The sequence below is a fragment of the Rhodococcus sp. NPDC057135 genome (assembly GCF_042670865.1).
Lineage (GTDB): Bacteria > Actinomycetota > Actinomycetes > Mycobacteriales > Mycobacteriaceae > Rhodococcus_F.
The window spans coordinates 1-26406 of record NZ_JBHUUU010000028.1 but is presented as its reverse complement, the minus strand read 5'-3'; the positions used below and the strand labels follow the sequence as shown (position 1 = coordinate 26406).

General features: G+C 62.5%; 24 protein-coding genes and 2 tRNA genes. 15 read left to right on the top strand and 11 right to left on the bottom strand.

What is annotated here, in order from left to right:
- The 5 genes from ACFT1A_RS30565 to ACFT1A_RS30545 all read right to left on the bottom strand — a co-directional run.
- A partial coding sequence (locus tag ACFT1A_RS30565; RefSeq protein WP_378450053.1) for an MlaD family protein occupies window positions 1-236 on the bottom strand: 236 nt, incomplete at its 3' end.
- 78 nt (window positions 237-314) lie between these two features.
- The gene (locus ACFT1A_RS30560; protein WP_378450052.1) at window positions 315-2078 is read right to left on the bottom strand and encodes a phytoene desaturase family protein; all 1764 of its coding nucleotides are present in this window, start codon (window positions 2076-2078) and stop codon (window positions 315-317) included.
- 201 nt (window positions 2079-2279) lie between these two features.
- Window positions 2280-2576: a hypothetical protein gene (locus ACFT1A_RS30555; protein WP_378450051.1), complete on the bottom strand. Its 297-nt coding sequence runs from the start codon at window positions 2574-2576 to the stop codon at window positions 2280-2282.
- Window positions 2577-3044: 468 nt separating this feature from the next.
- A complete protein-coding gene (locus ACFT1A_RS30550; protein ID WP_378450056.1) occupies window positions 3045-3350 on the bottom strand; it encodes an ATP-binding cassette domain-containing protein in 306 nt (101 codons plus the stop codon).
- Window positions 3351-3514: 164 nt separating this feature from the next.
- Window positions 3515-4645, bottom strand: coding sequence for a PQQ-dependent sugar dehydrogenase (locus ACFT1A_RS30545; RefSeq protein ID WP_378450055.1), 1131 nt, complete (start codon window positions 4643-4645; stop codon window positions 3515-3517).
- A gap of 90 nt (window positions 4646-4735) precedes the next feature.
- Here ACFT1A_RS30545 and ACFT1A_RS30540 point away from each other — a divergent pair, with 90 nt between their 5' ends.
- Window positions 4736-5578 (top strand): DoxX family protein, encoded by an 843-nt coding sequence (locus tag ACFT1A_RS30540; protein WP_378450050.1) that lies wholly within the window; start codon window positions 4736-4738, stop codon window positions 5576-5578.
- A 65-nt stretch (window positions 5579-5643) separates the two neighbouring features.
- Here ACFT1A_RS30540 and ACFT1A_RS30535 read toward each other — a convergent pair whose 3' ends face one another.
- A complete protein-coding gene (locus ACFT1A_RS30535; protein ID WP_230812819.1) occupies window positions 5644-7179 on the bottom strand; it encodes an amino acid permease in 1536 nt (511 codons plus the stop codon).
- Between the two features lie 510 nt (window positions 7180-7689).
- Between ACFT1A_RS30535 and ACFT1A_RS30530 the strand changes: the two genes are divergently transcribed.
- Window positions 7690-7887 (top strand): hypothetical protein, encoded by a 198-nt coding sequence (locus ACFT1A_RS30530; protein WP_378450049.1) that lies wholly within the window; start codon window positions 7690-7692, stop codon window positions 7885-7887.
- 198 nt (window positions 7888-8085) lie between these two features.
- On the opposite strand, the gene ilvD is transcribed toward ACFT1A_RS30530, so the two are convergent.
- Window positions 8086-9927, bottom strand: coding sequence for a dihydroxy-acid dehydratase (gene ilvD / locus ACFT1A_RS30525; protein WP_230812822.1), 1842 nt, complete (start codon window positions 9925-9927; stop codon window positions 8086-8088).
- Between the two features lie 72 nt (window positions 9928-9999).
- Entirely contained in the window at window positions 10000-10533 is a 534-nt protein-coding gene (locus ACFT1A_RS30520) for a PH domain-containing protein (RefSeq protein WP_378450054.1), read from the bottom strand.
- 265 nt (window positions 10534-10798) lie between these two features.
- Between ACFT1A_RS30520 and ACFT1A_RS30515 the strand changes: the two genes are divergently transcribed.
- The 10 genes from ACFT1A_RS30515 (at window position 10799) to ACFT1A_RS30470 (ending at window position 21580) form a co-directional block, all read left to right on the top strand.
- Window positions 10799-12739, top strand: coding sequence for an acetolactate synthase large subunit (locus tag ACFT1A_RS30515; RefSeq protein WP_378450048.1), 1941 nt, complete (start codon window positions 10799-10801; stop codon window positions 12737-12739).
- Window positions 12736-13239 (top strand): acetolactate synthase small subunit, encoded by a 504-nt coding sequence (gene ilvN, locus ACFT1A_RS30510; RefSeq protein ID WP_003944718.1) that lies wholly within the window; start codon window positions 12736-12738, stop codon window positions 13237-13239. The genes ACFT1A_RS30515 and ilvN overlap by 4 nt, the downstream gene beginning before the upstream one ends.
- A 53-nt stretch (window positions 13240-13292) precedes the next feature.
- On the top strand, window positions 13293-14294 hold the full coding sequence (ilvC, locus tag ACFT1A_RS30505; RefSeq protein WP_172436500.1) for a ketol-acid reductoisomerase: 1002 nt from the start codon (window positions 13293-13295) through the stop codon (window positions 14292-14294).
- A 250-nt stretch (window positions 14295-14544) separates the two neighbouring features.
- Window positions 14545-16137, top strand: coding sequence for a phosphoglycerate dehydrogenase (serA, locus tag ACFT1A_RS30500; RefSeq protein ID WP_378450047.1), 1593 nt, complete (start codon window positions 14545-14547; stop codon window positions 16135-16137).
- A 75-nt stretch (window positions 16138-16212) separates the two neighbouring features.
- Window positions 16213-17226, top strand: a complete 1014-nt coding sequence (locus tag ACFT1A_RS30495; protein ID WP_003944691.1) for a 3-isopropylmalate dehydrogenase — start codon at window positions 16213-16215, stop codon at window positions 17224-17226.
- 84 nt (window positions 17227-17310) lie between these two features.
- On the top strand, window positions 17311-18084 hold the full coding sequence (locus ACFT1A_RS30490; protein WP_230812824.1) for a fumarylacetoacetate hydrolase family protein: 774 nt from the start codon (window positions 17311-17313) through the stop codon (window positions 18082-18084).
- Between the two features lie 390 nt (window positions 18085-18474).
- Window positions 18475-19635 (top strand): alkane 1-monooxygenase, encoded by a 1161-nt coding sequence (locus tag ACFT1A_RS30485; RefSeq protein WP_378450046.1) that lies wholly within the window; start codon window positions 18475-18477, stop codon window positions 19633-19635.
- A gap of 73 nt (window positions 19636-19708) precedes the next feature.
- Window positions 19709-21184 carry a glutamate--tRNA ligase gene (gltX, locus tag ACFT1A_RS30480; RefSeq protein WP_378450045.1) on the top strand — a complete coding sequence of 492 codons (1476 nt, stop codon included), beginning with the start codon at window positions 19709-19711 and terminating at the stop codon, window positions 21182-21184.
- 156 nt (window positions 21185-21340) lie between these two features.
- A tRNA-Gln gene (locus ACFT1A_RS30475) sits at window positions 21341-21412 on the top strand.
- Between the two features lie 95 nt (window positions 21413-21507).
- Window positions 21508-21580: transfer RNA gene (locus ACFT1A_RS30470), tRNA-Glu, on the top strand.
- A gap of 139 nt (window positions 21581-21719) precedes the next feature.
- Here ACFT1A_RS30470 and ACFT1A_RS30465 read toward each other — a convergent pair.
- The 3 genes from ACFT1A_RS30465 to ACFT1A_RS30455 form a co-directional block, all read right to left on the bottom strand.
- A complete protein-coding gene (locus ACFT1A_RS30465; RefSeq protein WP_007729345.1) occupies window positions 21720-21917 on the bottom strand; it encodes a DUF5302 domain-containing protein in 198 nt (65 codons plus the stop codon).
- 74 nt (window positions 21918-21991) lie between these two features.
- Window positions 21992-22504 carry a pyridoxamine 5'-phosphate oxidase family protein gene (locus tag ACFT1A_RS30460; protein WP_378450044.1) on the bottom strand — a complete coding sequence of 171 codons (513 nt, stop codon included), beginning with the start codon at window positions 22502-22504 and terminating at the stop codon, window positions 21992-21994.
- A 55-nt stretch (window positions 22505-22559) separates the two neighbouring features.
- Window positions 22560-23261, bottom strand: a complete 702-nt coding sequence (locus tag ACFT1A_RS30455; RefSeq protein ID WP_007729342.1) for an IclR family transcriptional regulator — start codon at window positions 23259-23261, stop codon at window positions 22560-22562.
- Between the two features lie 198 nt (window positions 23262-23459).
- On the opposite strand from ACFT1A_RS30455, the gene leuC reads away from it, so the two are divergent.
- The 3 genes from leuC to ACFT1A_RS30440 all read left to right on the top strand — a co-directional run bounded on the left by leuC (window position 23460) and on the right by ACFT1A_RS30440 (window position 26362).
- Window positions 23460-24881: a 3-isopropylmalate dehydratase large subunit gene (leuC, locus tag ACFT1A_RS30450; RefSeq protein WP_317555338.1), complete on the top strand. Its 1422-nt coding sequence runs from the start codon at window positions 23460-23462 to the stop codon at window positions 24879-24881.
- Window positions 24882-24909: 28 nt separating this feature from the next.
- Window positions 24910-25518, top strand: a complete 609-nt coding sequence (gene leuD, locus ACFT1A_RS30445) for a 3-isopropylmalate dehydratase small subunit (protein ID WP_230812838.1) — start codon at window positions 24910-24912, stop codon at window positions 25516-25518.
- Between the two features lie 157 nt (window positions 25519-25675).
- The gene (locus tag ACFT1A_RS30440) at window positions 25676-26362 is read left to right on the top strand and encodes an HU family DNA-binding protein (protein WP_378450043.1); all 687 of its coding nucleotides are present in this window, start codon (window positions 25676-25678) and stop codon (window positions 26360-26362) included.
- Window positions 26363-26406 lie beyond the last annotated feature (44 nt).

Here is a 26406-nt window from a genome sequence, read left to right as displayed (position 1 = left end):
ATTCCCTCGGACGTGAGGGACATGTCGCCGACGCGTCCGACGGGTACACCGCGGTAGGTCACTTCGGCATTGGTGAAGATGCCGCCGGACGTCGCGAGTTCGGTCTTGACCGTGTACTGGCCGAATCCCAGAAGATTGTCCAGCCGTACGTATTTCGCGCCGACGTAGATCAACCCGAGTAGCGCGACGGCGACGAGAGCGACCAGCTGCCATTTGGCGAGCTTCGACATCACCATTGCATGCCGCGTGTTGACTCGACTGAGCGATCCACCGACGCTATCGGGCTCGAATTCCGAAACCCCTTCGACGCGAGATTACGCATGCTGACCGCCGACACCGAACACGTGTTGAGTGCCCGCCAGGTCCGGTTGCGTGTCCAACTCGTTGCTGACCGCTCGGAGTGCATCGAAATTCTTGGGCCATGGTCGGAGTTTTGATCGGTCGGCGAGTACTGCCCCGCCGCGCACCTCGGCGCCGAGGTCGCGTCCGACGACGGCACTGGCGGCGTGTCGGCCGCTGAGCATCGCACCTTCTGTCGCCGGTCCCCAGGGTGTGTTGGTTCCTGCGAGGTAGAGGCCTTCGATCGGAGTCTTTGTGCCCGGTCGCAGGGCACCGGTTTGTGAGGCGAGCGGTGCCAGACCGAATGGTGCGCCGCTGGAGTTTCCGACGAACCGCTCCTGAGCTGCGGGAGTACCAAGTTCGACGAACTTGATCGCCGACGAGGCCCCGGGGTATGCCACCTCGATGCGCTGCGCCATGCCCTCGATCAAGATTTCCTTGATGTCGTTGTATGTGGCGTCTTGGCGGTAGCCGTGCTTTGCTACGTCGTATCCGTCCACTCCCCACATTGCGGGGTTGTGCGGCACGATCGACTGCACTTCGAGGGTGCCGTGACCCATTGGCGCGCTGGTGTGGTGGTCCGGATCCCGACGTGTGGAGGACTGCACGAACGTCGGGCCACGGGCTGCGAACTGCTCAGCCCAGTCGCGGCCACTCCCACGTCCGTACCGAAGGCCGTGAAACAGGCGGCGTTCGGTCAGGGCGAGGGTTGCCAGGTTTTTGCAGTCGTCCCAGTTCGGAATGACGAAGATGTTGCCGTTCGGCGCCGATCGAAGATCCAACTCGACTCCGAAGTAGGCATTGATGAAGGGCAGCCCCATACGCAAGGCCCCGACGCGTCGACGGTAGAGGACCGGAATGTGTTCGTCGTCGACGAGGTCGGTGAAAGTGCGGATCGCGTCGCCCGCCGAAACGACGGCCGGCGCGGTCACGATCTCGCCTCCGCTGAGTCGCACACCGCGCACCTTGCCGTTGTCGACAAGGATTTTCTCGACTGCGGTGTTGCGTCGGATCACTCCACCGTGAGTGGTAGTCACTTCGGCAAACGCAGCCGAAAGAGCCTGACCGCCGCCGCGTGGAAAGTAGGCGCCGCCTTCGATATACAGATTCAGAAGGACGGCGTACACCGTCGAGGTGGTTTTGCTGGGCGTCGACCCGAGAAGGCCGCAGTAGATGCCCAACGTGAAAATCGTTCGCGGGCTTAGTCGGCAGGCGAGGAACAGGCTGACAACTGGCAGGTACGCGAAAGTCGCGGCGGCGCCGACTCCGAGTAGCCACCGGTTCTGATTAGCCATACTGGCGGGGGTGAGGTCGCGGTTCCAGTCCCGGCTCAGTGCGCGCAGGACCTTGACCAATTGTCGCAGCCCCCTGGCGTCGTGCGGAAACGCGTCGACGAGGTTGGCTTCGAAAGCGTCCCAGTCCACCGGCACTTTCAACTCGAGATCCGGCCCGCGGAAGGTGTCGAACGCATCAGAGTCGAGGGGTAACCACGAGATGCGGTCGTCGAGTCCGAGGCCACGCATCAGGGTAGGGATGTGCCCGTCAGGACCGCAATCACCGAGGTAGTGGACACCACAATCGAATTCCCACTGTCCTTGGCGCCGGAAGACATGCGAACTGCCACCGAGCACCGAGTAGCGCTCGAGCATCAGAACACGCTTGCCTACCGCGGCGAGGTGGGCAGTCGCGGACGAGCCGCCCAAACCCGAACCGATGACGATCGCGTCGAAGTCAGTCATGTCGACCTTTCAGAGGGTAGGAGGGCCGCATTGCCCGCGGAGCGTTGAACTCGGCCACCGCAGACCGAAGAGTTAAGTACGCGAGTGGTGCAGAGGCCGAGACGGCGTAGCGGCGGAGGCGGGACGGTGCGATCGGCATAGCCATCCGACCCTTCTTGTGTTCTGAGACACATAGTGTGTGTAACCGTGGGTAACACTAGGTCATCTACCTGCCAGTGGCAAGCAAATTCTGATGAAGAGTGTGAGCTGCCGGAATGCGAAGAAAGTGAATCGTGGTGGCGAGAGGTGTTGGGGAAAGCGCTGACGAACACCGGCAGCGCACAGGATCGTCTGAGCCAGGTAAGGCACAAGAGCGAGAATGATCAGCGGCCACCAACCCGGGGTGAACCACTCGGGCGTCCAGCTGTCCCAGGTGGTCCTGCTCGAGGCCGCGACGAGCGCCACCGTGCCGATCGCGGCCGCTGCCCCCGCGAGTCGGAGGACCCGGCCACTGATCATTGCGCTGCCGCCCGGCTGCGCCCCGTGTCGTTCAGGCGTGTGTACGCAATCGCGCACGTGATGAGAAACGGTCCTGCCCAGGCACTTTCGGTGAGGTTGATCCTCTCTTTGGTGCCCCAGAACTGCCCGACCGTTATACATCCGATCCGTAGAAGCGGGGCCGAGCAGACCAGTTCACAGGTGAGCGCGACGTACTGCTGATGGGCCACCACGTCGCGACGCCGGATTGCGACGAACGCCAGCACCGCAGGGCGCAAAACGATCTTGGTCTCAATAGGTCAAGACGGTTATTCAGCTGGCGCACGCTGATATCCGGAGCCAATCGATTTTAGTGTGAACTGCATGGTTCGGAGAGGCATCAGCCGTTCATCGGTGATCGAGGAGGTAGTCAGTTTCTTTGTTGGCCAACAGGTTTACTCCTCTGATGGCTGTGGCGTCGAGATCAGCGGGGGTGACGTCATCATGGAGTTAGGTCGGGGATGTGTCGAGGAGCTGTTCGTGCGTTCCGGTCGTGGCAACGGTGCCGCCGTCGAGAACGACTATCCGATCGGCGCGTGTGACAGTGGAGAGGCGATGAGCGATTATGAAAAGGCTTCGAGTGCATCGGGTTTCGAGCAGATTCTCCATCAATCCGTATTCGTTCACACGGTCCAGATGGGCAGTCGGCTCACCCATCAGGATCAGGCTTGCCGGAGAGAGCAAGGCGCGGGCGATGGAGAGCCGTTGCCGTTTTCCGTGGGAGAGACTTTTACCGCGGTCGAGGACGACGCCCATTATGGCTGGGATGCGCTCGCTGTCGCCGGGTTTATCGCGCACGGTGATTCGTGACCGGCACAGGATCTGGCGATCCTCGACGCGCGCGCCGCCCTGTTTGTTTCAAACCTCGCGGTCGACGGTGAAACCGTGACCGAACAGACATGGTGCTCGGCGATCGAGGCTCAGTCGATCCCACCACTGCCACTCGGCATGGGGATCTTGACCACCTTGTCGTCGTTCGGCCCCGGCTCGCCCGCAGTCTTGTTGATCGTGCTCGCCCACATCAAACCGTCGGATCCGAGTGCCAACCCGCCCAGTTGGCCGTACGTGTCCTTCGCCACTGCCGACGGCGCGGTCGTAACTGCTCCTGTTCCCGGATCGGCGGCCAACGCCGAGATCGCTTTGCCGGCCCCCAGCGCGACAGCTACCACTCCCTGCGCCGCAATGCACCCTCCGACGCCGGGTCGGTCAGGCCACGTCCAAGCGGGGGACGTCACCGTTCCGTCGGAGCCGACACGTTGGAGGCGATCCTCGAGCGTGGTTCGGTCGGTCACCCACGTCGCGATACCCGGATCCACGCACACGCCGCCGCCGTTCCCGATTCCGGACAGAACAACTTCCGGGCGAGGCGGCGCGGCGTTGGGCGTCAACGATCGGACTCGCAACAATTTCCCCGCCAACGAGCCGGGATCCTGAGCAACCGCAGGGTTTCCGGTATCGCCCGTCAGGACCATGAGTTGGTCCGGGGCCGCGAACTCCAGTGACCCGCCGTTGCCGCTTGCGCCGCGTGGAATTCCACCGAGGACTTCCTTTGCGGTGTCGCCCGGCGCGATGCGGACCACCCGGTTGTCGGTACCGGTGGTGACGTAGGCATAAATCAGATTGTCTTCGACAAATGTGGGGGAGAGGGCGATGTCGAGCAGTCCGCCGTCGCCGCTGCCGTCGACGTCGATCTTGGCAACCTCGACGGGCGTCGTGTTGGGCGCCACCTGCATGATTCGGCCGGTCCGACGTTCGGCGACCAACCCCGAGTTCCCGTCCGGGAGTGTGACGAGCCCACCCGTGGTGTCGAGACAGGTTGCGATCACGGCAGTGTCGGCGTCCTGACAGGGGCCGAGAGGGCCGGTTCGCGGCGCCGGCGGCGTGGTCGAGGGCGGCGGATTCTCCGGCTGCACTTCGGCGCTGGCCTGGTTGGTCGGCTCGGGTGTGAACGGCGAGGCAGTCGATTCGTCGAAGTCGGCGCAACCTGCGAGCAACGATGTTCCGAGCACCAGAGCCAGTGCGCCCAGCGCTGCATGCCTACCCGTAGTCATGCCCAAGACGTTACGTAACCCACGGCCGATGCCGCCACGCCGGACCAAGGTTCCCCGTCGAGTTCGTGAATCGGTCATAGGCTCACCTACGTGACTGACGAGCGAAAAGATCCCAGCGAGTTGTCGGATGCGGACAAGCCGACGGGCAATGTGTCCAGTCCGTATGATTCGCCCACCGAACAATTTCCGACGGTGAGCGCCAAAAACCCGTTGCCGCGTACCGACGACGATCTTGACTTCGGTTCCACGAACGCCAACTCCCTCACCGAACAGATACCGACGTATCGAGCGCCGGGCGCGGATCAACCGACGGTGGCTCTCGAGCGTGAGACGGCGTACGACGCTCCGATCGCCGCCGTCCCCACCGCCGAAGCGGTGGCAGGTACAACGGTGGCAGGTACAACGGAGGCTCCGCGGAGTCGAGGCACTCTCGACCTCGGCTTGCTTGCCCTGCGGTTGGCCGTCGGTGGAACTGCGTTGGTGCACGGTCTGCAGAAGTTGACCGGTATCTGGAACGGGCCGGGTCTGGGCGGGTTCGAGACGATGCTGGCGGATGCCGGGTTCCAGCAGGCGAAGTGGATGGCGATACTCGGCGCCGTCGGTGAGGTCGCGGGTGGCGCGCTCCTCATCCTCGGGTTGCTGACTCCCGTTGCGGCAGCGTCGGTTCTGGCCGTGATGATCAATGCGTGGGCGCTGCGTCAGGCGAGCGCCCCGGGTCTCGAGTACTTCGCCCCGGCCGGTACCGAATACGAGATGCTGCTGGGAATCTGCGCCGGCGTCATCATCTTGACGGGTCCTGGCCGTATCGCACTGGATGGTCGTCGAGGCTGGGCCACCCGCCCGTTTGTCGGGTCGCTCGTGGTCTTGATTCTGGGCATCGCTGCCGGCGTGTGCACCTGGATCTTCCTGAACGGTGCCAATCCGCTCATCTGAAATTCGCACAACCAAAACGAACCGCCGCCTTCCGAATCGGAAGGCGGCGGTTCGTTTGTGACAGATCAGTCCTTGACGAGTACCGGATCGGCATTCGCAGACGGGATGGCTGTTCCGTCCTTGAGCTTGCGGCCGAGGACCGACTTGCGGTGTCCGTACGCGAAGTACACGAGCACACCGATGGCCATCCAGACGAGGAAGCGGATCCAGGTCTCGACCGAAAGGTTGAGCATCAGCCAACCGCAGGCGAGCACGGCGACGATCGGAACGAAGGGAACCAGCGGGACGCGGAATCCGCGCGGCAGGTCGGGGCGGGTGCGGCGCAGGACGATAACGCCGACGCAGACCAGGACGAATGCGAAGAGCGTGCCGATGTTGACCATCTCTTCGAGCGTTCCCATGGGGAAGAAGGCCGCCAGGACAGCAACGATGCCGCCGACGATCAGAGTGATGCGTATCGGGATGCCCTTGGCGTTGGTCTTGGCCAGGCTGCGCGGCATCAGACCGTCACGGGACATGGCGAACAGGACGCGGGTCTGGCCGAGCATCATGACCATGACGACTGTTGTCAGGCCGGCCAGGCCACCGAAGTTGATGGCCGTCTGTGCCCAACCGATTCCGTTTGCCTCGAATGCGGTGGCAAGGGTGGCGCTGGAATCGCCGACCAGTGGGCTGCCGTCCTTGAGTTCGGTGTACTTGACCATGCCGGTGAGGACGAGTGTGACGGCGACATAGAGCACGGTGACGATGGCAAGCGAGCCGAAGATTCCGCGCGGCAACGACTTCTGCGGGTTCTTGGTTTCCTCGGCCGTGGTCGCAACGACGTCGAATCCGATGAATGCGAAGAACACGAGGCTGGCTGCGGCGAGCAATCCGTATGCGCCGTAGCTGCTTCCGCCGGCACCGGTCAGCCAGGAGAACAATGTCTGGTGGATTCCGCTGGCAGAGCTCTCGGACCCCTCGGACGGCGGGATGAAGGGGGAGTAGTTCTCCTTCTTGATGTAGAACGCGCCGACGACGATGACGAGCAGTACTACCGCGATCTTGATTGCGGTGATGACAGCGGAGACTCGCGAGGAAACCTTGGTGCCGATCGCGAGGATCAGCGTGATCACTCCGATGATGAGCAGTGCGCCCCAGTCGAAGCTGATCGATCCGATGTGCGCGGTGGTACTGCCGCTGGCACCGATGACGTTGCCGAGATAGAGCGACCAACCCTTGCCGACGACAGCGGAGGCGAGTGCGAACTCGAGGATGAGGTCCCAGCCGATGATCCAGGCCGCGAACTCACCGAACGTCGCGTAGGAGAACGTGTATGCGCTGCCGGCGACCGGAACAGTGGAGGCGAACTCCGCATAACACAGTGCGGCAAGGCCACAGGCGATGGCAGCGAGAACGAATGCCAGTGAAATGGAGGGTCCTGCGACATTGCCTGCGGTTCGAGCAGTCAGCGTGAAGATGCCTGCGCCGATGACGACGGCGACTCCGAATACCGTGAGGTCCTTCGCGGTTAGTTCCTTCTTGAGCTTTGTCTCAGGCTCGTCGGTGTCCGCGATCGATTGCTCGACGGATTTGGTGCGCCATATGCCGACTCCGGGCATGTATTGCTCCTTGGTTGTTTCCCGTCGACCTTGTGGGTGACGGGCGGTGGCTGACTGTCGTCGTTGTGATGTGCGTCTCAGCGACCTGATGAGGGAACCACTGGTGAGCGCCGTGTGCAAGTCAGCTCGCTCGAACTGACCGAAATGATCACCTGACTGAAAGTCATCCCCCCTCATGTATCTGAATTGATCAGCTGGTGTCTGGAACCCTACGTCCAAGTGAATTCGCTCACGAGGCGGACGCGCGATTCGGTCTGAAATGTCTGATAGCTCATATCTTTCCGTTGGTGCTCCGCGTGTCGCCCGGTTATTCGGTACCTGTCGGTCGGTCTTGCTCTCGATGAGTTGCATCAACCCAACTGGTTTCACCTCGCCGGAGCAATTGCAGAGTCGGGGGACAACCTCGACTCCCCCGGCAGTCTTCGCCGAAATTGTGGGCCTCCGAAGCGAGGGGAGTGCTGTCGCTGTACCGGCACGTCCCATTTCACCCGTATCGGCGCGGTAGGCGAGATGACCACCGCGTACCTGGATGCACTCGAGCGTCAATCACGCGTCGTGGCAGAGTGTGTCGGCGACGGGATGATCGGATTGGGTTGTGGTTCAGGCTCATGCAACACCGGAGGGGGTATGGCGTGTTCGGACTCGGTCGGTCCCGCGTTCTTCTCCGACAGCGTCAGGCGTGACATGGCGGACTCCGAGGCGAAATGAACCCGACTCTGTCGATCCTCTGCCGTGGCCCGTTGGCGAGCATTCTCGTGGTTCTGAGTTGGTTGCCGCACGTCCGACTGCCCGAAAACCTTGTGTGACTGTCACATCGGCTACGCACATCTCGAGCCGCACGCACACTGACAGAAAAAATCCCCGGCCGAAAAGCGGCCGGGGATCTTTCTCGATTCGTGGCAGAACTTACGGAACGTAGCGAACCGCGCCCTTGTCGGCGGACGTTGCCAGAGCGGCGTAGGCGCGCAGCGCTGTCGTCACGGTGCGCTGACGATCGACCGGCTGCCACGGGCGCTCCGAGGTCTCCATCTTGGCGCGTCGCTCGGCGAGGACGTCGTCGTCGACAAGGATCTCCAGTGTGCGCGAGGCGACGTCGATGCGAACCTGATCGCCGTTCTGGACGAGTCCGATGACTCCGCCTGCGGCAGCCTCGGGGGAGATGTGGCCGATGGACAAGCCGGAGGTTCCGCCCGAGAAACGACCGTCGGTGATCAGTGCGCATTCCTTACCGAGGCCAGCGCCCTTGAGGAAGGCGGTGGGATGCAGCATTTCCTGCATGCCGGGTCCGCCCTTGGGGCCTTCGTAGCGCACGACGAGAACGTCGCCGGCCTTGATCTTCTTCTGCAGGATGACCGAGACGGCTTCTTCCTGAGACTCGACGACCAGCGCCGGGCCCTGGAAGGAGAACAGTTCCTCGTCGATGCCGGCTGTCTTGAGGATTGCGCCGTCGAGTGCGATGTTGCCGCGCAGGACAACCAAGCCGCCTTCGACGGTGTAGGCGTTCGCGACGTCGCGGATGCAGCCGCCGGCCGCATCCGTGTCGAGGGCAGACCAACGGTTGTCCGTGGAGAACGGTTCGATGGTGCGCACGCCGCCGGGAGCCGCGTGGAAAAGCTCGATTGCTTCGTCGGTTGCCTTGCCGGAGCGGATGTCCCAGTCGTCGAGCCACTGATCGAAGCTCTTGGTGTGCACGGTGGAGACGTCGGTTTCGAGGAGTCCGCCGCGGCGAAGCTCACCGAGCAGTGCGGGGATTCCGCCGGCGCGGTGGACGTCTTCCATGTGATAGTCCGAGTTGGGGGAGACCTTGGACAGGCACGGCACCTTGCGGCTGATCGCGTCGATGGTGTCGAGGTCGAAATCGACCTCGCCTTCCTGCGCCGCAGCCAACGTGTGCAGGACTGTGTTGGTGGAACCGCCCATGGCGACGTCGAGAGCCATTGCGTTGCGGAACGCTGCCGGGGTCGCGATGTTGCGCGGCAGAACCGACTCGTCGCCGTCGCGGTAGTACTTGAGGGCAGCCTCGACCACTGTGGTGCCCGCACGAGAGAAGAGTGCGTGACGCGCTTTGTGAGTTGCCAGCGTGGAGCCGTTGCCCGGCAATGCGAGACCGAGGGCTTCGGTCAGGCAGTTCATGGAGTTGGCGGTGAACATGCCGGAGCAGGACCCGCACGTCGGGCACGCGCTTCGCTCGACCTCGTCGAGGCCTTCGTCGGACACGGCATCGTTGGCCGAGGCGGAGATCGCGGTGATGAGGTCGGTGGGGGCTTGGGCCACGCCGCCGACGACCACTGCCTTACCGGCCTCCATCGGACCACCGGAGACGAAGACGGTTGGGATGTTCAGACGCATCGCGGCGTTGAGCATGCCGGGAGTGATCTTGTCGCAGTTGGAGATACACACCAGTGCGTCGGCCGTGTGGGCGTTTGCCATGTACTCGACCGAGTCGGCGATGATCTCGCGGCTCGGGAGTGAGTAGAGCATTCCGCCGTGGCCCATCGCGATGCCGTCGTCGACTGCGATGGTGTGGAACTCACGAGCGACGCCGCCGGCTGCACTGATGGCCTCGGCAACGATCTCGCCCACGTTCTTGAGATGCACGTGGCCGGGTACGAACTGGGTGTACGAGTTCGCTACGGCGACGATCGGCTTGCCGAAGTCGGAATCCGTCATTCCTGTGGCGCGCCACAGGGATCGGGCTCCGGCAGCATTACGTCCGATGGTGGTGGTGCGTGACCTCAACGGGGGCATGGGCGTGTTCCTTATGTGATCGTTGCTGATCCACTCAAATAGAAGCGAGGGCCTTTTAACGCTACTCGCGTGCTATTGGCGCTTCTCTTCGGGCTGGACCGAACCGTTGTCGGCGTTGTCGGACTCGACCTCGGCTTCTGCTTCGGCTTCTGCCGCTGCGTCTTCCTCTTCGGCTTCCTTGGCGGCGAAGGCTTCTGCGGCCGATGCATAGGGATCAGTGATGCGGCCGCCGCTGGCGATCGCGATCTCGGGAAGCCTGACGAAGCTGACCGCAGGCAAGGTCACCTCGGTTCCGTCGGTGAGTTCTGCGCGCGCCCAGCTGCGCTTCGGGAAGCGGAAACCCTTGACGTCGTCCCAGGCGAGGGTGCGCTTGGAGAACGTCGAGCGGACCTCGAGACCGTCAGGGCTGACGGTGGTGCGCAGTCGCGCGACGAGATAGACGGCGATGATCGGAAGGATCAGCAACCAGCTGAAGGCGACGGGCCACCCGAAGATCGGGAAGCTGACCGCGAACAGAAGGAACGCGCACGCCATGTAAGCGAGCTGCGAAATGCGGATGACGTGCCGAAGTGGTTTCGGCGTGTGGGATGATTGAGCCGGTGGCACGGGCTGCTGCGAAGTTGACACCTCTACATCTTCGCATTGCAGCCGATGTATCTCAGATTCTGGGACGGTCGACTCACCAAGTTTGCCGTTCGCGACTAGCGCCTCTACTGTCGAGTGCGTGAAACAGAATGAGTTGCTCGTAATCGGCCGGCGCGTCGTCGCCTGAGTCGATTTTTCAACTCACCAGATAACGACGCGCCACCCTCGCTCAGCAGATGCTGACGGGGGTTTTTTGTTGCCCGGAGCCAAATCAGAGGATTTCCCAGTGAGCGCACCAACAGCACGGCCTCAACCAACGCCGCGCAAGTCAGGGACACCGAGCCCGACAACCGCGGCTGCCGCAACCCAGACGGCCAACCGTCGCCAGCTCCCGCCTGAGCGGGTAACCGGCGCGCAGTCTGTGGTTCGAGCCCTCGAAGAGCTCGAGGTCGACACGGTATTCGGCATTCCCGGCGGTGCCGTGCTCCCGGTTTACGACCCACTCTTCGATTCGGTCAAGGTCCGCCACGTGCTCGTGCGCCACGAGCAGGGTGCAGGCCACGCTGCCACCGGTTACGCCCAGGCGACCGGCAAGGTCGGCGTGTGCATGGCTACCTCGGGTCCCGGTGCGACCAACCTGGTCACGCCGCTGGCTGACGCGCAGATGGACTCCGTTCCGATCGTCGCGATCACCGGACAGGTGGCGCGCTCGCTGATCGGTACCGACGGCTTCCAGGAAGCCGACATCTCAGGCATCACGATGCCGGTCACCAAGCACAACTTCCTGATCACCGACGCGATCGACATCCCGCGCATCATGGCCGAGGCGTTCTACCTCGCAGCCAGTGGTCGCCCCGGTGCCGTCCTGGTCGATATCCCGAAGGACATCCTGCAGTCGCAGACCACGTTCTCGTGGCCGCCGGAGATGCGTCTGCCGGGATACCGCCCGGTCACCAAGCCGCACGGCAAGCAGGTACGTGAAGCTGCACGTCTGATCGCCGACGCCAAGTCGCCGGTGCTGTACGTCGGTGGCGGCGTCATCAAGTCCGACTCCTCGCCGGAGCTGCTCGAATTGGCCGAGCTGACCGGAATCCCCGTCGTCACCACATTGATGGCCCGCGGCGCGTTCCCGGACAGCCACGACCTCAACTGCGGTATGCCCGGTATGCACGGCACCGTTGCCGCGGTCGCCGCTCTGCAGCGCAGCGATCTCCTGATCACCCTCGGCGCGCGTTTCGACGACCGCGTCACCGGTCAGCTGAATTCCTTTGCGCCCGATGCCAAGGTCATCCACGCCGACATCGATCCGGCCGAGATCGGCAAGAACCGATACGCGGACGTCCCGATCGTGGGCGACTGCAAAGAGGTCATCACCGAACTCATCGAGGCGATCCGTGCCGACATGGCCACGGGTACCACGTTCGACCTCACCGTGTGGTGGGCGTACCTGAACGACATCCGTCGTACGTACCCGCTGAGCTACGACCGCCCCACCGACGGTCAGCTGAGCCCGGAGTATGTCATCCAGACCGTCGGCAAGCTCGCGGGACCGGACGCCATCTACTGTGCCGGCGTCGGCCAGCACCAGATGTGGGCCGCGCAGTTCGTCGGTTACGAGAAGCCCCGCACGTGGCTCAACTCGGGTGGACTCGGCACCATGGGCTACGCGGTTCCCGCGGCCATGGGCGCCAAGATGGGCATGCCCGACACCGAGGTGTGGGCGATCGACGGCGACGGCTGCTTCCAGATGACCAATCAGGAACTCGCAACCTGCGCACTCGAAGGTATTCCGATCAAGGTTGCCCTGATCAACAACGGCAACCTCGGCATGGTGCGTCAGTGGCAGACACTCTTCTACGAAGAGCGCTACTCCAACACCAACCTCGGAACGCACGGCGCCATCCGCATCCCGGACTTCGTCAAGCTCGCAGAAGCATTGGGCTGCCACGGAATTCGTGTCGAGCGCGAAGAAGATGTCGAAGCTGCGATCCGTGAGGCGCAGTCCATCAACGACAAGCCTGTCGTGATCGACTTCATCGTCACCGCCGACGCACAGGTGTGGCCGATGGTCGCTGCCGGAACGAGCAACGACGAAATCATGGCGGCCCGGGGCATCCGGCCGCTGTTCGACGACGACGAGGCAGTTGCCGAGCCCGCCGTCATCCACGAAGCCATGTCGCGCGAGCAAGCCGGACCCGCCGCGGGCACAGGGGAGGATCAGAAGTGAGCACCAGTCACACCCTCAGTGTTCTCGTCGAGGACAAGCCAGGCGTGCTGGCTCGCGTCTCCGCACTTTTCTCCCGCCGCGGATTCAACATCGAATCCCTTGCGGTGGGCGGAACCGAGATCCCCGAGATCTCACGTATGACCATCGTCGTCACGGTCGACGAGTTCCCTCTCGAGCAGGTGACGAAGCAGCTCAACAAGCTGATCAACGTCATCAAGATCGTCGAGCAGGACGGTGAAGCATCCGTCGCTCGCGAGCTCGTGCTCATCAAGGTGCGCGCAGATGCAAGCGTGCGCACGCAGGTCATCGAAACGGTGAACCTGTTCCGCGCCAAGGTGATCGACGTCTCCCCGGAGTCCGTCACCATCGAGGCGACCGGTACTCGGTCCAAGCTGGATGCACTGCTGCGGATGCTTGATCCGTACGGTATCCGGGAGATCGTTCAGTCCGGGGTCGTGGCAGTCGGTCGAGGGCCGAAGTCGATCACGGCCACCCGCTAGTACTTTTAGACACGTAAAAATCCAAGGAGAGGTTGAGAACTGTGGCAGTCGAGATGTTCTACGACGACGATGCCGATCTGTCGATCATTCAGGGCCGCAAGGTTGCTGTGATCGGCTACGGAAGCCAGGGCCACGCCCATTCGCTGAGCCTGCGCGACTCGGGCGTCGATGTGCGCATCGGCCTCAAGGAGGGCTCCAAGTCCCGCGAGAAGGCACAGGAGCAGGGACTTACGGTCGGTACGCCGGCCGAGGTATCCGAGTGGGCCGACGTCATCATGGTGCTCGCACCTGACACCGCTCAGGCGAGCATTTTCACCAACGACATCGAGCCGAACCTCAAGGACGGCGACGCGCTGTTCTTCGGTCACGGCCTGAACATTCACTTCGACCTGATCAAGGCTCCGGAGTTCGTCACCGTCGGCATGGTCGCTCCCAAGGGACCCGGCCACCTGGTGCGTCGTCAGTTCGTCGACGGCAAGGGCGTTCCCGCGCTCATCGCCATCGACCAGGATCCCAAGGGTGAAGGCCAGGCTCTCGCTCTGTCCTACGCCAAGGGCATCGGTGGAACGCGCGCAGGCGTCATCAAGACCACGTTCAAGGAAGAGACCGAGACGGACCTCTTCGGCGAGCAGGCCGTGCTGTGCGGCGGCACCGAGGAACTGGTCAAGACCGGTTTCGAGGTCATGGTCGAGGCCGGCTACGCACCCGAGATGGCGTACTTCGAGGTTTTGCACGAGCTCAAGCTCATCGTCGACCTCATGTACGAGGGGGGCATCGCCCGCATGAACTACTCGGTGTCCGACACCGCTGAGTTCGGTGGATACCTCTCCGGCCCGCGCGTCATCGACGCCGACACCAAGGAGCGCATGAAGGCGATCCTGGCCGACATCCAGTCCGGCGAGTTCACCCGTCGTCTGGTTGCCAACGTCGAGAACGGCAACACCGAGCTCGAGGGCCTGCGCAAGGCCAACGCCGAGCACCCCATCGAGGTCACCGGCAAGAAGCTGCGCGACCTGATGAGCTGGGTCGATCGTCCGATCACCGAAACCGCGTAATTCGCAGTTTCACGCTCCACGTCTCCACTGGCCTGATGTCGCGCCGGTTCAATTACGTTGAACCAGCGCGGCATTGGGCCGGAGTTGTTTTCCGGGCTGGTTGAGCCCGGATTCATATTGCATCGAGAATTTGCCCGCGAAAGTGTCCACTATGTGGTATTGCCTACCGCGTTGTGGATTCGAAGTCAGCGCGCACTAAACTATCGGTGGTTAAACCACCTTCACACCCACCTAATCAGGGAGTTTGCACGTGAGCCAGCCTGGCCGTCCCGTTGTTCTGATCGCCGACAAGCTCGCGCCGTCCACAGTCGAGGCGCTCGGTGACGGTGTGGAGGTGCGTTGGGTCGACGGACCCGACCGCCCGGCGCTGCTCGCCGCGGTACCCGAGGCCGACGCGATTCTCGTCCGTTCCGCCACCACCGTCGACGCCGAGGTTCTGGCTGCCGGCACCAAGCTGAAGATCATCGGCCGCGCCGGTGTCGGCCTGGACAACGTCGAGATCCCCGCAGCCACCGAGCGCGGCGTGATGGTCGTCAACGCACCGACCTCCAACATTCACTCCGCTGCCGAGCACGCTGTCGCGCTCCTCATGTCGACCGCTCGCCAGATTCCCGCAGCAGACAAGACCCTGCGTGAGAACACCTGGAAGCGAAGCAAGTTCAACGGTGTCGAGATCCTCGGCAAGACCGTCGGTGTCGTCGGACTCGGCCGCATCGGCCAGCTCTTCGCGCAGCGTCTCGCTGCGTTCGAGACCACGATCATCGCGTACGACCCCTACCTGCCCGCAGCGCGCGCAGCGCAGCTCGGCATCGAACTGGTCACCATCGACGAGCTCGTCGAGCGCGCCGACTTCATCTCCGTGCACCTGCCCAAGACCAAGGAAACGGCCGGCCTGATCAACGCCGAGCGTCTCGCCAAGGCAAAGGACGGCGTCATCATCGTCAACGCCGCCCGCGGTGGTCTGATCGACGAAGATGCGCTGTACGACGCACTGGTCTCCGGCAAGGTTCGCGGCGCCGGTCTCGACGTGTTCAGCACCGAGCCGTGCACCGATTCCAAGCTCTTCGGTCTCGACAACGTCGTTGTCACCCCGCACCTCGGTGCATCGACGTCCGAGGCTCAGGACCGCGCAGGCATCGACGTCGCGAAGAGTGTTCTCCTCGCTCTGGCAGGCGAATTCGTTCCCGAGGCCGTCAACGTCTCCGGTGGCCCCGTCGGCGAAGAAGTTGCTCCGTGGCTCGAGCTCGTCCGCAAGCTGGGTCTCCTCGCTGCGACGCTGTCGCCCGAGGCAGTTCAGACCGTGCAGGTTGTCGCCACCGGCGAGCTGTCGGCCGAAACCGTCGACATCCTCGGCCTGGCTGCACTGCGCGGCGTGTTCTCCGCCAGCAGCGACGAGGCTGTCACGTTCGTCAACGCTCCGGCACTTGCCGAGCAGCGCGGCGTAACCGTGTCGGTCGAGAAGCACTCCGAGGCTCTTGCTCACCGCAGTGCGGTCGAGGTTCGTGCAGTTGCCGCCGACGGCACGGTCACTTCGGTTACGGGCGCACTCACCGGCCTGCAGCAGGTCGAGAAGATCGTCAACATCAACGGACGCAGCTTCGACCTGCGCGCCGAGGGCCACAACATCGTCGTTCACTACAGCGATCGCCCGGGCGTTCTCGGTGTCCTCGGCACGGTTCTCGGTAACGCGGGCGTCGATATTCTCGCCGCAGCGTTGAGCCAGGACGCCGAAGGCGAAGGCGCAACGGTCATCCTGCGCGTCGACCGCGTCGTCGGTGACACCGAGGTCGAGGCAATCGTCTCGCAGCTCGACGCTCGCGTCGCCCAGGTCGACCTTTCCTGATTTGTTTTTGCTGTGCGCCTTTATTAACCGCCCGCGGTTAATAAAGGCGCACAGTTCTACTGAGATGAGGACTCCATGAAGCTTGCGGTCATTCCGGGTGACGGAATCGGCGTCGAGGTCACAGCCGAAGCGCTCAAGGTGCTCGGCAAGTTGGTTCCGGATCTGGAAACCACCGAATACGATCTCGGTGCCCGTCGCTACAACGCCACCGGCGAGTTGCTTCCGGCCGACGAGCTGGACCAGATTCGTCAGCACGACGCAATCCTGTTGGGCGCCATCGGGGATCCGCGGATCGTCGCACCCGGCATCCTCGAGCGTGGACTGCTGCTGAACATGCGTTTCCAGCTCGATCATCACGTGAATCTTCGCCCCGCACAGCTGTATCCGGGTGCTTTGTCGCCGTTGGCGGCTCAGCCGGAGATCGATTTCGTCGTGGTTCGTGAAGGAACCGAGGGTCCGTACACCGGAAACGGTGGAGCGATCCGCGTCGGTACCGATCACGAAATCGCGACCGAGGTGTCGATCAACACCTGGTTCGGTGCCGAGCGCGTGGTGCGTTACGCATTTGCCTTGGCGCAGACCCGGTCCAAGCACCTCACCTTGATTCACAAGACCAACGTGCTCTCCAATGCGGGCGCGATCTGGACGCGTGCAATCGAGACCGTCGGCGCCGAGTTCCCGGACGTCGAAACCGCGTATTGCCACATCGACGCGGCCACGATCTACATGGTCACCGACCCGTCGCGCTTCGACGTGATCGTCACGGACAACCTCTTCGGTGACATCATCACCGACCTCGCCGGTGCGGTGACCGGTGGAATCGGTTTGGCCGCAAGCGGAAACATCGACGCGTCGGGTACCAATCCGTCGATGTTCGAGCCGGTGCACGGTAGTGCTCCCGATATTGCAGGTAAGGGGATCGCCGACCCCACTGCTGCGATCCTGTCCGCTGCACTGCTCCTTCGTCACCTCGGTCGCGAAGACGACGCCGCTCGGGTCGAGGCAGTAGTTGCCGCGGACCTGGCAACGCGAGGCGAAGGCCCCATCTCCACCACGGAGATCGGTGACCGGATCACCGCAGCACTGTAGGGATCCTTCTCACGAGACTGACGCGCGTAAGCCTTTCGGCTTGCGCGCGTCAGACGTATCCGGCACCCGGATAGACTTGCGTTCATGCGTCTTGGTCGAATTGCCAGTCCCGATGGTGTTGCGTTCGTCAGTATCGAAGGTGAAGAGGATGCCCTCGTCGCCAAGGAGATCGCGGAGCACCCGTTCGGGAATCCCACATTTACCGGCCGAAGTTGGCCACTCGCCGATGTTCGCCTTCTCGCCCCGATTCTGGCGAGCAAGGTGATCTGCATCGGTAAGAACTACGCCGACCACATTGCCGAGATGGGCGGCGAAGCTCCCGCGGATCCCGTGATCTTCCTCAAGCCCAATACGTCCATCGTCGGTCCGGGTGCCCCGATCGTCTTGCCTCCCACCTCCAACGAGGTGCACTTCGAGGGTGAACTCGCGATAGTCATCGGTCAGCCGTGCAAGGACGTTCCCGCGGCGAAGGCCTTGAGCGTGGTCCTCGGCTACACGATCGCCAACGACGTGTCGGCGCGAGATCATCAGCGTCACGACGGGCAGTGGACGCGTGCGAAGGGGCACGACACCTTCTGCCCACTCGGACCCTGGATCGAAACCAGCCTGGACGCGTCCGACGTGGACATCAAGACCGAGGTGAACGGTCAGGTCAAGCAGGACAGCAGCACGGCTTTCCTCCTCCACGACATTCCGAAGATCATCGAGTGGATCTCGGCGGTGATGACCCTTCTGCCCGGTGACGTCATCCTCACCGGCACACCCGCCGGAGTCGGCCCGATCGTCGACGGCGATTCCGTGTCGGTCACGGTCTCGGGGATCGGCACGCTCACGAACCCGGTGACTGCCAAGAGTTGATCTGACCCGATTCGTTCAGTCACACGAAGACGGAGGCCCCATCCTTACCGGATGGGGCCTCCGTCGTGCTGTGAGCTCGCGAGTTGTCCATCGAGAAAAGTTGCAAGATGGTAACTATCGGCTGGACGGTGGTCTGGATTGCCGCCCGACTCCAGCCGATCGCACTCCGGGACTGACCTGCAGGTTTCATGAGTCAAGCAAAGCTTCGTTAGCTCTGCCCAGGCATTTTGACCGAATTTCCCGGATTGGAGGCCTTCGCCGCGAGGGTTTGCTGCCGCAACCGATACCAGACCAAATTCCCTGAAATGTAACGCTGAGCAGTAGGGTGGCCGATAACTGGATAGAAGCCGATGGGGCAATCGAGTTGATTGCGCAGAAACGTGGTGACAGATGACGACTTTCGCGGAAGCCTCCCGGACGGCGGCTGGGGACGCGCGGAACGGGCAGCGGCCGGTGTGGCGAGACAAGAAGCGCTACCTGTGGCCGTTGGGTTTGCTGGTGCCGCTCAGTCCCTTTGCTGCTTGGTTTCTGGTCGACAAATTCAGTCTGGGGCTCTTCTGGGCTATCGGGGCGTGGCTGATCGTCATCGTCATTCCTCTGATTGATCTGCTGGCAGGCGAGGACGGGAACAGTCCGCCGGACGAAGCGATTCCACATCTGCAGGAGGATCGTTTCTACCGCTGGTGCACATACTTGTTCCTGCCCCTTCAATACGTCGGTCTCGTGTTCGTCGCGTGGTGCTGGGTGAATGCGCCGATGGCTGCGGGGGAGAAGTTCGCCCTCGCGATGACTGCCGGCGTTGTTGCCGGTGTGGGAATCAATGCGGCACATGAACTAGGGCACAAGAGTGAGAAGCTCGAGAAGTGGCTCGCGAAAGTAGCGCTGGCGCAGTCCTTCTACGGCCATTTCTACGTCGAACACAACCATGGTCACCACGTCCGCGTTGCGACGCCGGAGGATCCGGCCAGCTCGCGCTACAAGGAGAATTTCTGGTTCTTCCTGCCTCGCAGTGTCATCGGCGGTCTGCGCTCGGGATGGCGGATCGAAAGCGCTCGACTGAAGCGTCAAGGACGGCGGACCTGGAGTTGGCGGAACAACATCCTGAACGCGTGGGCGATGAGCGTTGTTCTGTTCGGCAGCCTGATCGCGGTGTTCGGGTGGGAAATCGCACCGTGGCTGGCCGTTCAGGCGATTGCAGGATTCACGTTCCTCGAGACCGCCAACTATCTCGAGCATTACGGATTGCTTCGGGCAAAGAGGCCTGACGGCTCGTACGTTCGCTGCTCACCAGAGGACAGTTGGAACAGTGACCACGTGGTCAGCAACCTGTTTCTCTATCAGCTTCAACGCCACAGTGACCATCACGCGAATCCGCGTCTGCGGTACCAGAGCCTGCGCAGTGCGGCCGAAGCGCCGCAACTTCCTGCGGGTTACGCGGTCATGATCGTGTGCGCGTGGGTGCCACCGCTGTGGCGAAAGGTTATGGACAAGCGACTACTCGCCTACTACGACGGCGACATGACGAGAATCAACGTCCTGCCGGGTAGGTGATCGGGGGGATGGAGGAAGCGCTACCGGACTAACCTGTAGTACGACCATCCACCATCGCCGAGCCAAGTGAGCCATGACCAACAGCGAAGTACGCGTCCGTTTCTGCCCGTCACCCACCGGAACCCCGCACGTAGGTTTGGTGCGCACAGCCTTGTTCAACTGGGCATTCGCACGACACCACGGCGGCACGTTCGTGTTCCGTATCGAAGACACCGATGCGCAGCGCGACAGTGAAGAGTCCTACCAGGCCATCCTCGACGCCCTCCGCTGGTTGGGGCTCAACTGGGACGAGGGCCCGGAGGTCGGCGGGCCGCACGCGCCGTATCGCCAGTCCGAGCGTCGTGACCTGCATCTCGACGTCGTAGCCAAGCTGCTTGCCGCGGGGGAGGCCTACGAGTCGTACTCGACCAACGAAGAAGTGGAAGCGCGGCACAAGGCTGCCGGCCGCGATCCGAAGCTCGGATACGACAATTTCGATCGCGACCTCAGCGAAGAGCAGTGCGCCGCCTACATTGCCGAGGGTCGCAAGCCCGTCGTCCGACTCCGGATGCCCGATCACGACCTGACATGGAACGACCTGGTTCGCGGCGAGACCACGTTCAAAGCAGGCACCGTCCCGGACTTCGCGTTGACTCGCGGCAACGGTATTCCGCTGTACACGCTGGTCAACCCTGTCGACGACGCGTTGATGAAGATCACCCACGTACTGCGCGGCGAGGATCTGCTGTCCTCGACTCCGCGTCAGCTCGCGTTGTATGAGGCATTGATCCGCATCGGTGTTGCCGATTTCACACCGTCGTTCGGGCACCTGCCGTTCGTGATGGGTCAGGGCAACAAGAAGCTTTCCAAGCGCGATCCCGAGTCCAACCTCTTCATTCACCGTGATCGGGGCTTCATCCCCGAGGGACTGCTGAATTATCTGGCTCTGCTCGGGTGGAGCATCGCCGACGATCACGACGTCTTCTCGCTCGACGAGATGGTGGCGGCCTTCGACGTCTCCAAGGTCAACTCCAACCCCGCGCGCTTCGACCAGAAGAAGGCCGACGCGATCAACGCCGAGCACATTCGCTTGCTCGAGCCGGCCGACTTCGCGGCCCGATTGAAGTCGTTCCTGGTGGAGCACGGCCACATCAGCGCCGACGTCGACGAAGCGACGTTCACTGTTGCTGCGGACCTCGTGCAGACGCGCATCGTCGTTCTGTCCGACGCGTGGGATCTGCTGAAGTTCCTGTTCGTCGACGAGGCGTCGTTTGCCCTCGATCCGGCTGCAGCGGCCAAGAACCTGAAGGAAGATGCGGGACCGGTTCTGGACGCATCGCTTGCTGCGCTCGACGCTGTCTCCGAGTGGACGGCGGCAAGCATCGAGGAAGCTCTCAAGAAAGCCCTCATCGAGGATCTGGAGCTCAAGCCGCGTAAGGCCTTCGCTCCGGTGCGAGTGGCGATCACGGGCTCTCACATCAGCCCTCCGCTCTACGAGTCGATGGAATTGCTCGGTCGCGACGTCTCTCTCGCGCGGTTGCGAGCAGGTAGGGCAGCCGTAACGGCCTAGATCGGGCGGTCTTCCGGCCGAAAATGAAGCAAAAACCCCCCGTGACCATACGATTTGGTATTTGGGGCAGGGGTACTGGTAATCTTCTTTTCGGCCGGAGACGAGCCGCCGAGCACAACAGCGAAGCGGATCGGGCAAGGCTGGTGAGCAAGACCTTGGGGTATGGTGTAATTGGCAACACAGCGGTTTCTGGTACCGCCATTCTAGGTTCGAGTCCTGGTACCCCAGCGGAAATCCGGTCGATTTTGTGGCCGGACTCAGACAAGCTAAGCTTGCTGAGCATCCAAGAGCAAGACTGAAAACCACGTTTAAAAGCGTGTCCTGGCCCCGTCGTCTAGCGGCCTAGGACGCCGCCCTCTCAAGGCGGTAGCGCGGGTTCGAATCCCGTCGGGGCTACAAAGGAAATACCCTCCGATCATTGATCGGAGGGTATTTTCGTATGTCCGGGAAAACTTCATCGGGTCGCGAAAAGCAATCACCCCCAATCGAATTCGACTGGGGGTGATCGTTATCTCACTCTGTTGTCCGCCAAGGGCTATCCGCTCTTACGACGGAACTCTCGCTTGTGATCGGCTGGGCCATGCGTGTTGTGGACCTTGGACTGTCCGTCGCGATGGTCGGTCGATTTGGCATTCTGATGATTCTTCCGTTCGAGGGCCTCACGGAACTTTCGTTTGGTCTCCTCCGATTGGGATTCGGGTTCGGACGGGGTGTTGCTGTCGAGATCGCTCATATGCTCACTCCTTGTTGTTGGGCCTGTTGGTGAAACTACGCCGGCCCGAATTCGAATGCTCGTGATTTATCGGCTCACGAATCTCGGGGCTGCGGCGGCGGTGCGGTAGAGCCGGAAAGAGGCATCGCAGGCATCCCGAGCTTGCGGTGGTCCCACGAACGAGTGCGATCGGGAACGAACCGTACCGCGACGCGTTTGTGGAGCATCGCGTCGACGGCGGGGCGGAGATCGTCGGTGTACGGGCCGGTGTATCGCTCCCAGACGCTGATTCCCACGGCGAAGAGGGCTTCCGGATCCTCGACGATCACTCCGGTGCCTTCCATCGAGACCCCTCGGAGCGTGTCGTACGTCAGGCCGTCTTCGATCAGCACGGACATACGGGCGTCCCGGCGAAGATTGACGGCCTTCTGCGACTTGGCTTTGGTCTCGAACCAGATTTCGCCGTCGACTATCGCGAACCACATCGCGATCAGGTGAGGCATTCCGTCAGCGCTCAACGTCGCCATCGTTGCCGTGCGGCTCTTTTCGACGAAGCTCGAAACTTCGGCCTCGGTCATCGTGATCTGACTACGCTGCTTTCCTGCCATGGTCGCGTCGTACTCCTGCGTGCTCGAGGATCTGAAGACCTTACTGTGTCACGAATTACAGACGCTTGTGGAGCGCTTCGGCAGCTGCGAGAAGGTCGGCAGCCCAGCGCGCTCCCGGTCGTCGACCCATCCGGTCGATGGGGCCGGAGACCGAAATCGCGGCAATGACAGCACCTGCGGAGTCGCGGACCGGAGCCGCGACGCTGGCAACACCCGGCTCACGTTCGGCAGCACTCTGCGCCCAGCCGCGCCGACGCACCTCGAGGAGCACTCGTTCGCCGAACGACGCATCGGCGAGAACGGTCCGTTGGGTTTGTGGATCTGCCCATGCGAGAAGGACCTTGGCGCCGGATCCGGCATTCATCGGCAGCCGAGCCCCGACGAGAACCGTGTCGCGCAAACCTGTCGGCGGCTCCATCGATGCGACGCAGATGCGTTGTGTGCCTTCTCGGCGGTACAGCTGGACGCTTTCGCCGGTGATTTCGCGAAGGCGGGGGAGGATGAGTCCGGCCGCAGCAATGAGTGGATCATTAGCGGTGGCAGCGAGTTCGGCGAGTCCGGGCCCCGGGCACCACTGACCGTCCGAGTCGCGGGTGAGGAGTCGATGGACTTCGAGGCCGACGGCGAGCCTATGGGCGGTTGCGCGCGGCAAACCGGTTCGTGCACAGAGTTCGGTGAGGCTGCATGGTTCCTCAGCTACTGCATGAAGCACGCCCATTGCTTTGTCCAGGACGCCGATGCCGCTATGCTGTCTCATAGGTCGATACCAGTTTCTCGCATAGTGGGATGCTACCGCATTTCCTGGTGAGCAAGCGCATTTCCTGGTGAGCTAGCGCATTTCTTGAAGGGCTAGTGCAGTTCCCAGGGGCAGCCTGCATCTCCTGTAGAAGCTGGGGACCTACTTCACGCGCGGCGGGCCAGCCCGTAGTCCGCCGACGCGAGGCTACGTACAGAGGTGGAAGACATGGCACAGAAAGCACGCACTCTCGCCGAGAAGGTGTGGGACGACCACGTTGTCGTGAAAGGGGAGGGGCAGGATCCCGACCTCATCTACATCGATCTCCACCTCGTTCACGAAGTGACGAGCCCGCAGGCATTCGACGGACTTCGCTTGGCCGGACGCCCGTTGCGCCGTCCTGACCTGACGATCGCCACCGAGGATCACAACGTCCCGACGATCGACATCGACAAGCCGATTGCCGATCCCGTGTCCAAGACTCAGGTCGACACCTTGCGCCGAAATTGTGAGGAGTTCGGAGTTCGCTTGCACCGCATGGGCGATCTCGATCAGGGCATCGTGCATGTGGTCGGACCGCAGCTGGGCCTGACTCAGCCCGGAACCACCGTGGTGTGCGGCGACAGTCATACGTCGACGCACGGCGCATTCGGCGCGCTCGCAATGGGAATCGGCACCAGCGAGGTCGAGCACGTGATGGCGACGCAGACATTGTCGTTGCGCCCCTTCAAGACCATGGCGATCACGGTCGACGGCGAGTTGCCTCCCGGCGTCACGAGCAAGGACTTGATCCTCGCCGTCATTGCCAAGATCGGCACCGGCGGCGGCCAGGGCTACGTACTGGAGTACCGCGGGGAGGCCATTCGCAAACTGTCGATGGAAGCTCGTATGACCATCTGCAACATGTCGATCGAGGCCGGAGCGCGCGCCGGCATGATCGCACCGGACGAGACCACTTACGAGTTCATCAAGGGTCGTCCGCACGCACCGTCCGGCGCAGAGTGGGACGAAGCGGTCGCCGCGTGGGAGCTGCTCAAGACCGACGAGGGTGCGGAATTCGACAACGAGGTCCACATCGACGCAAGCGCATTGACGCCTTTCGTCACCTGGGGAACCAATCCGGGACAGGGTGCGCCACTCGGTGACCGTGTGCCCGATCCCGAGCTGATCGTCGACGAGAGCGAGCGTCAGGCAGCTGAGAAGGCGCTCACCTACATGGGTCTCGACGCCGGGATGCCGCTTCGGGATGTTGCTGTCGACACCGTGTTCGTCGGTTCGTGCACCAACGGACGGATCGAAGATCTGCGCGCGGTGGCCGAGGTGCTCGAAGGTCGCCATGTGGCAGAGGGTGTTCGGATGCTCATCGTTCCCGGCTCGATGCGGGTGCGTGCTCAAGCCGAAAGTGAAGGTCTCGGTGAAATCTTCACAGCGGCAGGGGCGGAATGGCGCCAGGCCGGTTGTTCGATGTGCTTGGGAATGAACCCTGACCAGCTTGCTCCCGGCGAGCGCTCGGCATCGACGTCCAACCGGAATTTCGAAGGCCGACAGGGTAAAGGCGGTCGGACCCATCTGGTTTCCCCGCTCGTCGCGGCGGCCACGGCGGTCCGCGGAACGCTCTCGGCACCGGCCGATCTGGTCTGACCCACTTACCTTCTCGAGGAGAAATTCGATGGAATCCTTTACCACGCACAAGGGTATCGGCGTCCCGCTGCGACGCTCGAATGTCGATACCGATCAGATCATCCCTGCCGTGTACCTGAAACGGGTGACGCGCACGGGATTCGAGGACGGGCTGTTTGCAGGCTGGCGTGCCGACCCCAACTTCATTCTCAATCTGGCTCCGTACGACAAGGGAAGCGTTCTCGTTGCCGGTCCCGATTTCGGCACAGGCTCTTCGCGTGAGCATGCCGTGTGGGCTCTCTCCGACTTCGGATTTCGGGTTGTGATCGCTTCGCGGTTCGCCGACATCTTCCGCGGGAACGCCGGAAAAGCCGGTCTCGTAGCGGCACAGGTCGAGCAGAGCGACGTCGAATTGCTGTGGAAGTTGCTCGAAGAGCAGCCCGGACTCGAATTGACAGTAGATCTCGAGAATCGGACTGTGAGTGCCGGAACTACGGTGGTGCCGTTCAATATTGACGACTACACACGGTGGCGTCTGCTGGAGGGTCTGGACGACATCGGACTGACATTGCGGCAGGTAGAAGCGATTTCCGAGTTCGAAAAGTCAAGGCCTTCATGGAAACCGACTACCCTTCCGGCTCGAATTTCGCAGGGCTGAACCGAAATCCGCAACTCCGCGCGGGAAGAGAAATAGGTCACCATTTCGCAGTCACGTTGAATGAGAATTGGCGTGGCACATAGACTCTTGCCGTTATCAGGTTTACCGTGGTTCTCAGTCGGTCCGACGGTGGACCACAATTAGCGGAGGAATTTCAATGAACAAGGCAGAGCTCATCGATGTTCTGACTGAAAAGCTGGGTTCGGACAGGCGCACAGCGACCGACGCAGTGGAGCACGTCGTGGACACCATCGTCCGCGCCGTCCACCGTGGCGAGAGCGTGACCATCACCGGCTTCGGAGTCTTCGAGCAGCGTCGTCGTGCAGCACGTGTTGCACGCAACCCGCGTACGGGCGAGACCGTCAAGGTCAAGCCGACGTCGGTTCCGGCTTTCCGTCCGGGTGCGCAGTTCAAGGCTGTTATCGCTGGTGGACAGAAGCTTCCGGCCACCGGCCCGGCAGTCAAGCGTGGCGTAGCAGCACCGGCCACCAAGGCTGCAGCCAAGAAGGCTGCTGCCAAGAAGACCGCAGCCAAGAAGGCTCCGGCCAAGAAGGCTCCGGTCAAGACCGCAGCCAAGAAGACGGTTGCCGCCAAGGCTCCCGCCAAGAAGGCTCCGGCCAAGACCGCAGCCAAGAAGACGGTTGCCGCCAAGGCTCCCGCCAAGAAGGCTCCGGCCAAGACCGCAGCCAAGAAGACGGTTGCTACCAAGGCTCCCGCCAAGAAGGCTCCGGCCAAGACCGCAGCCAAGGCTCCGGCCAAGAAGGCTCCGGCAAAGAAGGCTCCGGCCAAGACCGCAGCCAAGAAGGCTCCGGCCAAGAAGGCTCCGGCCAAGCGCGGCAAGTAGTCGCGTTCGGGTGAAAAACCCGATGCCGTAAGACAAAGAGGCTG

Coding starts and splice junctions, on each gene's coding strand:
- ACFT1A_RS30455 (WP_007729342.1), bottom strand. CDS start 23,261: ATGAGACAGCATAGCGGCATCGGCGTCCTGGACAAAGCAATGGGCGTG.
- leuD (WP_230812838.1), top strand. CDS start 24,910: ATGGAATCCTTTACCACGCACAAGGGTATCGGCGTCCCGCTGCGACGC.
- ACFT1A_RS30490 (WP_230812824.1), top strand. CDS start 17,311: ATGCGTCTTGGTCGAATTGCCAGTCCCGATGGTGTTGCGTTCGTCAGT.
- ACFT1A_RS30440 (WP_378450043.1), top strand. CDS start 25,676: ATGAACAAGGCAGAGCTCATCGATGTTCTGACTGAAAAGCTGGGTTCG.
- ACFT1A_RS30545 (WP_378450055.1), bottom strand. CDS start 4,645: ATGACTACGGGTAGGCATGCAGCGCTGGGCGCACTGGCTCTGGTGCTC.
- ACFT1A_RS30465 (WP_007729345.1), bottom strand. CDS start 21,917: ATGAGCGATCTCGACAGCAACACCCCGTCCGAACCCGAATCCCAATCG.
- ACFT1A_RS30460 (WP_378450044.1), bottom strand. CDS start 22,504: ATGGCAGGAAAGCAGCGTAGTCAGATCACGATGACCGAGGCCGAAGTT.
- ACFT1A_RS30555 (WP_378450051.1), bottom strand. CDS start 2,576: ATGATCAGTGGCCGGGTCCTCCGACTCGCGGGGGCAGCGGCCGCGATC.
- gltX (WP_378450045.1), top strand. CDS start 19,709: ATGACCAACAGCGAAGTACGCGTCCGTTTCTGCCCGTCACCCACCGGA.
- ACFT1A_RS30560 (WP_378450052.1), bottom strand. CDS start 2,078: ATGACTGACTTCGACGCGATCGTCATCGGTTCGGGTTTGGGCGGCTCG.
- ACFT1A_RS30550 (WP_378450056.1), bottom strand. CDS start 3,350: ATGGGCGTCGTCCTCGACCGCGGTAAAAGTCTCTCCCACGGAAAACGG.
- ilvD (WP_230812822.1), bottom strand. CDS start 9,927: ATGCCCCCGTTGAGGTCACGCACCACCACCATCGGACGTAATGCTGCC.
- ACFT1A_RS30485 (WP_378450046.1), top strand. CDS start 18,475: ATGACGACTTTCGCGGAAGCCTCCCGGACGGCGGCTGGGGACGCGCGG.
- ACFT1A_RS30495 (WP_003944691.1), top strand. CDS start 16,213: ATGAAGCTTGCGGTCATTCCGGGTGACGGAATCGGCGTCGAGGTCACA.
- ilvC (WP_172436500.1), top strand. CDS start 13,293: ATGTTCTACGACGACGATGCCGATCTGTCGATCATTCAGGGCCGCAAG.
- ACFT1A_RS30530 (WP_378450049.1), top strand. CDS start 7,690: ATGACCACCGCGTACCTGGATGCACTCGAGCGTCAATCACGCGTCGTG.
- ACFT1A_RS30535 (WP_230812819.1), bottom strand. CDS start 7,179: ATGCCCGGAGTCGGCATATGGCGCACCAAATCCGTCGAGCAATCGATC.